General features: G+C 61.9%; 8 protein-coding genes and 1 pseudogene. 6 read left to right on the forward strand and 3 right to left on the reverse strand.

All coding sequences use genetic code 11. The annotated features are described in order from the left end of the window. Window positions 1-87: 87 nt before the first annotated feature. The 3 genes from E1809_RS20055 to E1809_RS20065 all read right to left on the reverse strand — a co-directional run bounded on the left by E1809_RS20055 (window position 88) and on the right by E1809_RS20065 (window position 3,397). Complete coding sequence (locus tag E1809_RS20055; RefSeq protein ID WP_133206005.1) at window positions 88-1,440, reverse strand: ABC transporter substrate-binding protein; 1,353 nt, start codon at window positions 1,438-1,440, stop codon at window positions 88-90. 86 nt (window positions 1,441-1,526) lie between these two features. Continuing rightward, on the reverse strand, window positions 1,527-2,435 hold the full coding sequence (locus tag E1809_RS20060) for a carbohydrate ABC transporter permease (RefSeq protein WP_133206006.1): 909 nt from the start codon (window positions 2,433-2,435) through the stop codon (window positions 1,527-1,529). 11 nt (window positions 2,436-2,446) lie between these two features. Next, entirely contained in the window at window positions 2,447-3,397 is a 951-nt protein-coding gene (locus tag E1809_RS20065; RefSeq protein ID WP_133206007.1) for a carbohydrate ABC transporter permease, read from the reverse strand. 165 nt (window positions 3,398-3,562) lie between these two features. Here E1809_RS20065 and E1809_RS20070 point away from each other — a divergent pair, with 165 nt between their 5' ends. The 6 genes and pseudogenes from E1809_RS20070 to glgP all read left to right on the forward strand — a co-directional run. Then, the gene (locus E1809_RS20070) at window positions 3,563-4,825 is read left to right on the forward strand and encodes a Gfo/Idh/MocA family protein (RefSeq protein ID WP_133206008.1); all 1,263 of its coding nucleotides are present in this window, start codon (window positions 3,563-3,565) and stop codon (window positions 4,823-4,825) included. A gap of 7 nt (window positions 4,826-4,832) precedes the next feature. After that, window positions 4,833-5,846 (forward strand): LacI family DNA-binding transcriptional regulator, encoded by a 1,014-nt coding sequence (locus tag E1809_RS20075; protein WP_133206009.1) that lies wholly within the window; start codon window positions 4,833-4,835, stop codon window positions 5,844-5,846. 722 nt (window positions 5,847-6,568) lie between these two features. Beyond that, window positions 6,569-6,784, forward strand: coding sequence for a hypothetical protein (locus E1809_RS20080; RefSeq protein ID WP_133206010.1), 216 nt, complete (start codon window positions 6,569-6,571; stop codon window positions 6,782-6,784). A 42-nt stretch (window positions 6,785-6,826) separates the two neighbouring features. Beyond that, window positions 6,827-6,991, forward strand: a pseudogene (locus tag E1809_RS28040) (LacI family DNA-binding transcriptional regulator); the annotation flags it as partial. A 51-nt stretch (window positions 6,992-7,042) separates the two neighbouring features. Further along, window positions 7,043-7,867 carry a LacI family DNA-binding transcriptional regulator gene (locus E1809_RS20085; protein ID WP_235835694.1) on the forward strand — a complete coding sequence of 275 codons (825 nt, stop codon included), beginning with the start codon at window positions 7,043-7,045 and terminating at the stop codon, window positions 7,865-7,867. A gap of 719 nt (window positions 7,868-8,586) precedes the next feature. Further along, the coding region (glgP, locus tag E1809_RS20090; RefSeq protein WP_133206012.1) for an alpha-glucan family phosphorylase at window positions 8,587-9,795 on the forward strand (1,209 nt) is incomplete at its 3' end.

The following is a 9,795-nucleotide window of genomic DNA, read 5'->3' on the forward strand; positions in this document are numbered from 1 at the left end:
TGGTACCTTTTCGTAATACGGCTGCCTCGGGGACATGGCATGGCCAGTCCCCGAGGCAGGAGGGGTGGTGGTGATAGGGGGCAACGGTTACTGGAAGAGTGCGTTGACCTGGTTGTTGGCGTCGGTCAGGGAGCTGGCCGGCGATTTGCCCGAGAAGACCGAGTCCATGGCCGGCTTCATGATGCCGTCGACCTTGGCCGCGTTTTCGGTGATCGGGAACAGGAACGTCGTGTTGTCCTTGACCTGCTGGGTGAAGGGTGTGACGTCCACGCCCTTGGCCTTGAAGGCCGCAGCGGCCTTGTCGGTCGCTTCGGAGATTGCCGGGAAGACAACGGCCTTGGAGGCTACGACGTCTTGGCAGGCCGGGGAGGCGAGGTATTCAACCCACTTCGTTGCTGCGGCCGGGTTCTTGGTTCCGGCGTTGATGGAGTCCGCGAGGCCGTTGTACATCGAGGCGCGCTTACCATCCGGACCGGTCGGTGTCGGGGCGATGCCTACGTTGATGCCCTTGTAGCCGAGGTACTGGCCGATCTCCCAGTCGCCGTTGGCGTTGATTGCGGCCTTGCCGGCGCCGAAGGTGTCAGGCATTGACGCGCCGACGGTGGTTTCGAGCTTGGGCATGTAGCCCTTGTTGATGAGTCCGTTGAACCATGCGATGGTGTCTTGGAACTTCTTGTCATCGTAGTTGTAGTGGGTGCCCCATGGGTTCTTGTCGGTGTGGGTCCAGCCGGTGGTTCCGGTGAGCCAGCTCCACTCGGTCTGGCCGTTGCCAGAGCCCGAACCGGCGAGGCCGAGGCCGTAGACGGCCACGTTGTTCTTGTCAAAGCCCGCTTCGTCGCCGCGCTTGCCGTTCTTGTCAACGGTCAGGTGGGCGATGGTCTTCTCGAAGGTGCCGCCGTCCTGCGGGTTCCACGCCAGGCTGCCCATTTGGTCCGCGGTGATGCCGGCCTTGCTGATCATGTCCTTGTTGTAGAAGAGCCCGACGGTGTCCCAGTCCTTCGGGAGTCCGTAGCGCTTGCCGTCCTTGCCGACCCAAAGGTCCGCAAGTCCCTTGTTGTACTGGTTGAGATCGACGTTGTCGTTCTTTACTGCGTCGTCGAGGCTGAGCAGCTGGCCGTTTTTGATGAAATCGCCGTACTTGGAGAGGTGGTCGGTGAAGACGTCCGGTCCGTTGCCGGCCACGAAACCGTTGGTGATGTTCGTCCAGTAGTCGTCCCAGCCGGTCTGGGTGACCTTGACCGTGATGTTGGGGTTCGCCTTGTGGAAGTCGTCGGCGCATTGCTGGTAGGCGGGGAGCTGGTTGGAATCCCACAGCCAGTAGCTGATTTCGCCCTTGGCGTCGCCGGTGGAAGAGGCCTGGCTGGAGCCGCCCGAGCAGGCTGAGAGAGCCAGCGTTGCAGCGGCGGCGACCGCGATGGCGCCGAGTGCTTTCTTCTTCATTGTTGTCCTTTCAGGGACAGGGAGGGATATGACCTCCGGCGATCGCCGGGGTCCTTGATGGTGCTTTCTGTTGGGGTTGGGGTGGGTTACTTGATTCCGGAGAAGCCGATCGAGTTGACGATCTTCTTTCCGAACGCGATGAACAGGAGCAGGATCGGTAGCGCCGAAACGAGGGTCGCGGCCATGAGTCCGGACCAGTCGGGGGCTCCTTGCGGTGATTGCGACTTGAACACACCCAGCCCGACTGTGAGAACGCGGACTGCCGGTGAGTTACCTACGAGCAGAGGCCAGAAGTAGTCGTTCCAAGCCGCGATAAAGGTCAGCAGGCACAGTGTCGCGATCGGCGCCGAGGCGTTGGGCAGGGCTATCTGGAAGAAGATCCGGCTGTGCCGTGCGCCGTCAAGCATCGCGGCTTCCTCGACTTCGCGGGACATACCGAGGAAAAACTGGCGCAGGAAGAACACCGCGAACGGGGTCATCAGCATGCTCGGGAGCGCGATGCCAAGGTATGTGTTGAGCAGGCCCAGGTTCTTTACGAGCAAGAAGTTTGGCAGGGCGGTGAAGATCCCGGGGACAAGGAGGGTCCCAAGGAACATTGCGAATACTTTGTCCCTGCCGGGCCACTGAAGGCGGGCGAACGCGTAGGCGGCCATGGCGCTGAAAAATACCTGGGAGAACGTGATCATGGTCGAGACGATGAGCGAGTTGCCCAGGTACTGCCAAAAGTTGATCGAAGCTCCCGATCCGCCTTCGGCCTGTGCCTGTGCCTGTGACTGGAGGCCAAAGACCCGGGCGAAAGCGCCCCAGGTGAAGTCTGCCGGGAGCAGATTGCTCGACTGGGAGGCAAGGGCGTGGTTGTTGGAAAGGGCCGTGCGCAACATCCACAGGAAAGGCCCGATCGTGATGATGATCGCAACGGTCAGGGCTGCCCAGGCACTGATCCGGCCCCAATTCAAAGAACGGCGGCGGCGTGCAGGTTTGGTGAGGGTGGTCATGATGGGCTCTCCTAATCCAGGTCGTTCTCGTTGCCGCGGAGGAACTTCATCTGCAGGAAGGCGACAACAGCGAGGATGATGAACAGGATCACGCTCAATGCCGAGCCATAACCGAAGTCCTGCTCGCTGAACGCACGCTGGTAGATGTAGTACTGGATGACGCGGGAGGCGTTGACCGGCCCGCCCTGCGTCGTCACGGCGACGGTGTCGAAAATCTGGAACGAACCGGTGATCGTCACGACCATGACCAGGAGGAGCACCGGGCGCAGGAGCGGCATCGTGATCTTCCAGAATGTCTGCCAGGGGCTGGCGCCGTCCAGGTTGGCCACCTCGTACAACTGCTTCGGGATGGTCTGCAAGCCGGCGAAGATCAGCAGCGCGGTGTACCCCATGTGGCGCCAAATATTGACGAAGGCGATGGTCGGGATGGACCAGAACTCGTTGCCGAAGAAGGCAACCCGCGGAATGCCGAGCCACTGGAGCATCTGGTTGAAGATACCGATCTGGTAATCAAGCATCCAGAACCATAGGAGCGCGACGATCACGTTCGCCACAAGGTACGGCAGCAGCAGAATGCCTCGGATGAGGGTCGATTTCGCCACGTGGTACATGAGGAGAGCCAGGCCCAGGGCGATGACGGTCTGGAACCCGATGTTCAGAAGAACATACTCGAGGGTGACACCCATCGCGTTCCAGAAAAGCTTGTCCTGGAAGATCTTGAGGTAGTTCTTCAATCCGACCCAGACCGGGTTTCCCAGGATGCTGTAGTCGGTGAAGCTGAGGTAGATCCCACGGATGGTGGGCAGAAGATAGAAGAGCACGAAGCCGAGCACGGCCGGTGCCACAAAAAAGAGGGCGACGCGAAGGTCGCCGATATTCCGGCGTCGGGACACGCGCTTGGGTCCACCCGAATCCGCCTCGCGTCGCGACGGTTTTCGAGTACCCAGTGAGGTGGTCGCCATTGGTCCTCCGATGTGATGTGAATAACAATGTCCGAAGCAATCTACGCGAGTAACCATCAACTTGGCAAGAGCAGTTCCTTTTGTTTCAGGCATATTTCGGGATGAAATCCGGTCAGACCGTTTAATCAGTTGACTCGCGTAACCATGTGATGCAAGACTCACGGCATGACTTACCCCACACCGTTCTCCCTCGGCGTCGTCGGCGCCGGACAGTTTTCAGGCCAGTTCACGAAGCTCTTCAAAGCGCACCCCTACGTCACGGACATTTACGTCACGGACGTCCTCCCCGAGCGCGCCGAAGCGCTTGTCGAGGCCCAGGGCCTTGACGGTACTTTTCCGAGCTTCGACTCCATGCTCGAGAGCGACGTCGACGCGGTCGCAATCTTCACGCAGCGCTGGACCCACGGACCCCTCGTCGTCCGGGCATTGCGGGCCGGCAAGCACGTCTATTCGGCAGTGCCGATGGCCATCAGTGTCGAGGAAATTGCGGCCATCATCGAAGCCGTCCGTGAAACCGGCCTGACCTACATGATGGGCGAGACCAGCTACTACAACCCCGCGACCGTATACGCCCGGCAGCGGCGCACCGAGGGCGCTTTCGGCCGGATCTTCTACGCCGAAGGCGACTATGTCCACGACATGGACCTGGGCTTCTACGCCGCCTACGAATACAGCGGCGGTCCCGAATGGAAGCGCACCGCAAGCTACCCGCCCATGCTGTACCCGACACACTCAGTCGGCGGCGTGATCGGTGCAATCGGCGGCCACGCGGTGAGCGTAAGCTGCATCGGAGTGCACGACGACCGCGGCGACGGCGTCTTCGACCGCGAGGTCAGCATGTTCGGCAACGACTTCTCCAACGCAACCGCGCTCTTTGAACTCGCGGACGGCGGTTCCATGCGCATCAACGAATTCCGCCGCGTCGGATACCCGTCCCACCTGCGCGAAAGCCGCTTCCGTTATTTCGGCACCGAGGCAAGCTTCGAGCAACTCGTGGAAACCGCCGTCTGGCAGGACAAGGAAGGCTTCTCCGACGTGAGCGAACAGCTCACGACCGTTCCCACGATGTCTCTTGAGGATCCTTCCCTTGCGGACGTCGATCCGGCCCTGCGGGAGGCCTTCGTATCCGGCCTCGCCCCCGTGCACGACGCTGCACGGCTGCCCGAGGAGTTCAGCAAGCTCCCGAACGGCCACGAAGGAAGCCACCACTTCTTGGTCGACGATTTCGCGACGGCCGTCGCAACCCGCAGCCTCCCGCCAGTGAACGCGTGGGAGGCCGCGCGGTACACGCTCCCGGGAATTGTCGCACACGAGTCTGCCCTCCGTGGTGGCGAACGACTGCCCGTGCCGGACTTCGGGGATGCGCCTGGCGGGCTCGCCGCCGAAGCCGGTTCGACGCTGCCCCCGGCCAGCGCAGAGGAGCTCTAGAGGTAGCATGGTAGCCATGTCTCACACCCCCGCAGCAGTTCGGCCGACCGTCACCCGCAATGACGTCGCGCGCCTTGCGGGTGTGAGCACGGCAGTCGTGAGTTACGTCGTCAATAACGGACCGAAAAAAGTCTCACCGGCGACGGAAGAAAAAGTGCGCAACGCAATCGCGGCGCTCGGGTACCGCCCGAACGCCGCGGCGCGCGCACTCAAGCTCGGCTCGAGCGAAATGCTCGGCATGATTCTCCCCGTCACGACCAATCCGTTCTGGGTGGTCCTCGCGCACGCTGTTGAAGAGGCAGCCGCTGAGCGAGGCTACGCGCTGCTCATCGCAAACTCGGAAGCCTCCCTAGCTATGGAAAGGCGTCACCTCGAGAATTTTGCCAGCCGGCGCCTCGATGGAGTATTCCTCATCAGCGTCCTTTTCGAACCCGATCTGCGCGACCTTGAAGCCGCCGAAATCCCGGCAGTGCTCCTGAATCACATTACAAACAGCCCCGGCTTCGATTCGGTCGGCGTTGACCTTTCCGGCGGCGCCCAGATAGCGGTAGAGCACCTGATCGAGCACGGCCACCGGAAAATCGGGCTCGTCGTCGGAACCAACACCGGCGGGCAACTCGACGCACGGGAGGTCGGATGGCGAAAAGCGCTGGAAAAGGCCGGGCTCCCTACAGGGCCCGTCATTCGAGGACCATTCAGCCGGGAGGGCGGATACCAGGCCGGAAAATGGCTCCTCAGCGAAGCCGACCGGCCCACTGCGGTTTTCGTGAGCTCCGATTTGATGGCTTCAGGTATGCTGCTCGCCTTGCATGAATCAGGTCTTCGGATTCCCGAAGACCTGGCAATCGTTTCCTTCGATGGTTCACCCGAAGCAGAGTACAGCTGGCCGCCGCTGACGACCCTCGGCCAGCCGGTTGAAGACATGGCACGCGCTGCGGTCGAGGCGCTGGTGGGTAGCGGCCCCAAGGAGAACCGAATTTTCTCTCCGACCCTCATCCGGCGCGCATCCTGCGGCTGCTGACGCGACCAAAATTCAATCTGCCCCACGCTGGGTCCTTGGCCCCAGCGTGGCCTCCATGCCTGCATGGCCTACTCGCCTGCATCTAGTGAAGCCGCCCCGATTCCGGGCTGATCAGCCTTCAACGCCGCACGCGTCTGCCTACGCCGGCGCCCAGCAGACCAGCACGGGCTGGCCCTGTGTCTTGTAATATGCCGGGGCGCCGTCCATTGTGGCCACCATTTCGACTGGAAAAACCTGCGTCTTGCACTCGCTGGCTACGCAAGGAGGATCAGGGTCCCCCCGCTCGGCCTGCAATTAAGTTGTGGCATTCAACTCCGCCCTCTTACCGGAGGTGAGGACGAGCACGGTCTTGCCTTTCAGACGCGTCCACTCCAACTGGTCGCCAGGCTGATCACGCCGCCTGCCCCCAGGACACAAACCAAAAAACCTCCCAATACCAACCGGAAACAAAATAAACCTCACAAAAGGTCACATGAATCCTTGACGACCATATATCTACTCGAGTATATTCTTGCTAGATGTTATTTACGTCACATCATTGTCGCGAGGTAGGAACATCCACTCACCGCCAAGTCACCCGGCAGGACACCCCTGCCGACCAAGCGGGACGTACCCTGTCGTCAGACCAGGCCGGGTCTTTGGCGAATTCTCCGTGCGAACGACGCCGCGACTGGAAGTCGGGCGTCAAGCAGCATCATTTTGTACAGCAAGGATCCACAAAAATGATTACCTCCATCGAATCCGAGCCCGGATTCCACATCACCGGCGACACCCAAAGCAAGATCGACGATGAACTGACTACTGCAGTAGCGCTAGCACAGGAGCCCGCGTTACGACAAGGCCGGGGCATCCTCATCACCCGCACCGGACACGGGTCATACACGGTGACACCGAGCCCTGAGGTCCCTTGTGGCGAAACCATGGAACGCCGTGGCTGACCGGCCTTGGACTCTCCTCGTTTCAGGTTTCATTGCGTTCTGATGGGTGACACCATCAGACACTCCCGTGACAGCATCAGCTCAGCCAGCATCGAGGATGTCGCCGCAGCGGCCGGCGTATCGACGGCAACAGTATCGCGGGCAGTCCGCGGCCTGCCCAGGGTTGCCCCAGCCACTAGGGAAAAGGTCCTGGAGGCAGCCCGTCGCCTTTCGTATTCCGCTTATTCGCCGGCCTCCGGTCTTGCCAGAGGACGCTCAATGACCGTCGGCATTATGGCTCCGGCGCAATACTCATGGTTTTCATCCAAAGTACTCCATGGTGCTGCCGAGGTGCTGCGTGAGAGAAACTACACCCTTTCGATCCTTGGCCCGGCGCCCATGGGCAGTGCCGGCCAGCAGTCAATGCCCGGCGTGCACATCAAACACCTTGGTGGTTTGCTTCTCGTCGGGACGGCTCCATCGCCGGACGAGACGAAGTACGTTCACGAACGCGGGATCCCGGCAATTGCTGTCGGGTCCCGCCCGGCGAATATTCCGTCGGTGGCGCTTGACCGGCCAACAGCCGCAATGACGGCAGCCAGGCACCTGCTGGCGCTCGGGCACCGGGACATCGCCCTGCTCAGCGGCAGTCGATCCATGGACGACGACGATGCGGGTCCCCTCTCCCGTAGTCTCCGTGAAGTTCTCTCATCAGCGCACCCGGATCTTCGACTCAACGTAGCTCTCGTCGCTGCCGACACAGTTCAATTTGGACGCGAAGGATTTACCCGGCTCTGGACGGCCCAGGAGCGAAAACCAACGGCAATCCTTTGCACTTCAGACGAGCTCGCCATCGGGGTGATCTTCGAGGCACGATCCAGGAGCGTCGGCGTCCCTTCTCAGCTGTCCGTCGTCGGGATTGACGGCCATGACTACGCCGCCGCGTTCGGGCTCACTACTGTCGAACAGCAACCCCATGACCAAGGCCGGCTCGCCGCGACAATGATTCTCAACGAACTGGAAGGACAAGCAGGCGCGATACGCTCAGCAGACGCCGAGCATCGCCTCATTCCCAGAGAGTCCTCAGGCCGAGTCCGCGGATGATCCTGCCCTCAAGTGACAGCTCCTCGTTCAGACCCCGAATTACATCCATGCCAACGGAGCACCCGAATCAATCCCGCACCGTTGAACGAGCCCTCGGCAACAGCCGCCGCACGGAAACGGTTGCCGGCGAGCACACTCCATGGGAATGCCACCCCCTGCGCATATTGACACCAATTCGCGGTCGCTGCGGAGCGTCCTTTGCAGGCTGATCACAAGCAAGCGGCCCTCTGTTACGTAGCTTCACCAACAATGAATGTGACATTTGACACACTCTCCGGCGGCGTTCTACTGTCGAGCCATCGACCCGCGTCGACAATGCGCGTCGACGAACGGCGAGAGATTCCTCCTGGCACAACACGGCGGATTCTCTCCGTGTTGCCAGGGACAGCTGGGAACCGCATGGCCCCGGACCATCCGGCGCGGCCATGTGCCTGCAACTGCGCGACATGTGCCCCACGAAGGGCGTGACGGATCACTACCTGCAGGCCGTCACGCCCGGGGCGTCGCACATGGAGACCATGGCGGTCTCCCACCTACGTAAACGTGTCAGCCTGCCCAACCTTTCCTTGTTCCGGATCCGGCCAACCCGTTCCCCGGTCCCGGCGCGCACCGTATCAGCGGTGGAGCACCTCCGTCCTCTGATCCGGCTTCAGGGAAGCCAGTCTGCTACGGCCGCCCCACAAGTTCCATCGAAACAACAACCTCCTGGAGGTCCCCCCATGAAGGCCATCCGCAAGATCACGGTCCGCACGGTTCTCCCCGAAGCCATCTCTCCGCTGGCGCAGCTGGCCAAGAATCTCCGATGGTCCTGGCATTTGCCGACCCGGGAGCTCTTCGCTTCCTTGAACCCGGATGCCTGGGAAGAGAGCAACCATAATCCACTTGCGTTCCTGGGGTGCATCAGCGCCCAAGACCTTCAGGACCTGGCGGCCGATGCGGCTGTTGTGGAGCGTATTCAGGGGGCTGCTGCGGATCTGGACCGGTACCTCAGTGAGCCGCGGTGGTATCAGGGGCTGGGCGGGGATGTTCCGTCGTGTATTGCGTATTTTTCCCCGGAGTTCGGGATCACGGAGGTGTTGCCGCAGTACTCGGGCGGTTTGGGGATCCTGGCCGGGGATCATTTGAAGGCGGCCTCGGATCTGGGCGTGCCGTTGATCGGTGTGGGTTTGTTGTATCAGGCGGGGTATTTCAAGCAGTCCCTGTCCCGGGATGCGTGGCAGCAGGAAACCTACCCGGTGCTGGACCCGGACGGGTTGCCGTTGACGCTGCTGCGTGAACCGTCCGCTGACGGGACGGGCAAACCCGTGGTGGTGTCGCTGCCGTTGCCGCACGGGCGGAAACTGAACGCGCATATCTGGCGTGCCGACGTCGGACGCGTCCCGTTGCTGCTGCTGGATTCGAACGTTCCGGGCAACGATGACGCGGCCCGCTCGATCACCGACCGTTTGTACGGCGGGGGCGGGGACCACCGGTTGCAGCAGGAACTTTTGCTGGGCATGGGCGGGGTGAAGGCCTTGCGGGTGTTCCAGCGCCTGACCGGGTGCCCGGCGCCGGAGGTGTTCCACACCAACGAGGGCCATGCCGGGTTCCTGGGGATCGAGCGGATCCAGGAACTGATGTCCGCGGAGAACCCGTTGTCCTGGTCCGAGGCGTTGGCCGCGGGCCGGGCGTCGACGGTGTTCACCACGCACACCCCGGTCCCGGCGGGGATCGACCGGTTCGAGGCCGTGCAGATCCGGCACTTCTTCGACGCGGGCCTGGCCCCGGACGTGCCCGTGGAGAACGTGCTGGACCTGGGCCAGGAAAACTACGAGGGCGGCAACCCTGCGGTGTTCAACATGGCCGTGATGGGCCTGCGCCTGGCCCAGCGCGCCAACGGCGTGGCCAAACTCCACGGCGTTGTCTCGCGTGAAATGTTCTCCGGGCTC

Origin of the sequence: Arthrobacter terricola (assembly GCF_004354015.1) — a bacterium.
Lineage (GTDB): Bacteria > Actinomycetota > Actinomycetes > Actinomycetales > Micrococcaceae > Arthrobacter > Arthrobacter terricola.